Source organism: Streptomyces sp. SID13726, from assembly GCF_010548375.1.
GTDB lineage: Bacteria > Actinomycetota > Actinomycetes > Streptomycetales > Streptomycetaceae > Streptomyces.
The window spans coordinates 1-436 of record NZ_JAAGLY010000470.1 but is presented as its reverse complement, the minus strand read 5'-3'; the positions used below and the strand labels follow the sequence as shown (position 1 = coordinate 436).

Genomic DNA, 436 nt, shown 5'->3' with positions numbered 1-436 from the left:
ACGCTGATCTCGATCGTGTTCTTCGTCGGCTACGACTGGTGGTTCGGCAGGAAGGACGGCAGGACCCTCGGCAAGAGGGCGCTCGGGCTGCGCGTCGCGATGCTCAACGACGGCAGCGTCCCGCCGTCGGGCGCGGCGCTCGGCCGCGCCGCGATGCTCTGGCTGCCGGCGCTCATCTGCTGCCCCTGCCTGTGGCAGATCGTGCTGATCGTGTCGATCCTCGTGGACAAGCCGTACAAGCAGGGTCTCCACGACAAGGTCGGCAAGACGGTGGTGGTCACCGCATAACGACGCGACGCACCGGAGTACGAAGGGGCCGCGGCCCCGTGCGGCAGGTCCGCGTACGGCTCAGTGGTGCACCGGCTGTTCGACGGCGGCCGTCCGGGGCTCAGGCACCCGGGCGGCCGCCGCCGCGTCCGCGGGGACGGGCTCGGGC

General features: G+C 71.6%; 1 protein-coding gene. It reads left to right on the top strand.

The window, feature by feature from the left end; all coding sequences use genetic code 11:
- Positions 1–288, top strand: a 288-nt coding sequence (locus tag G3I78_RS48630; RefSeq protein ID WP_164437054.1) for an RDD family protein, incomplete at its 5' end; no start/stop codon positions are given.
- Positions 289–436: the final 148 nt, after the last annotated feature.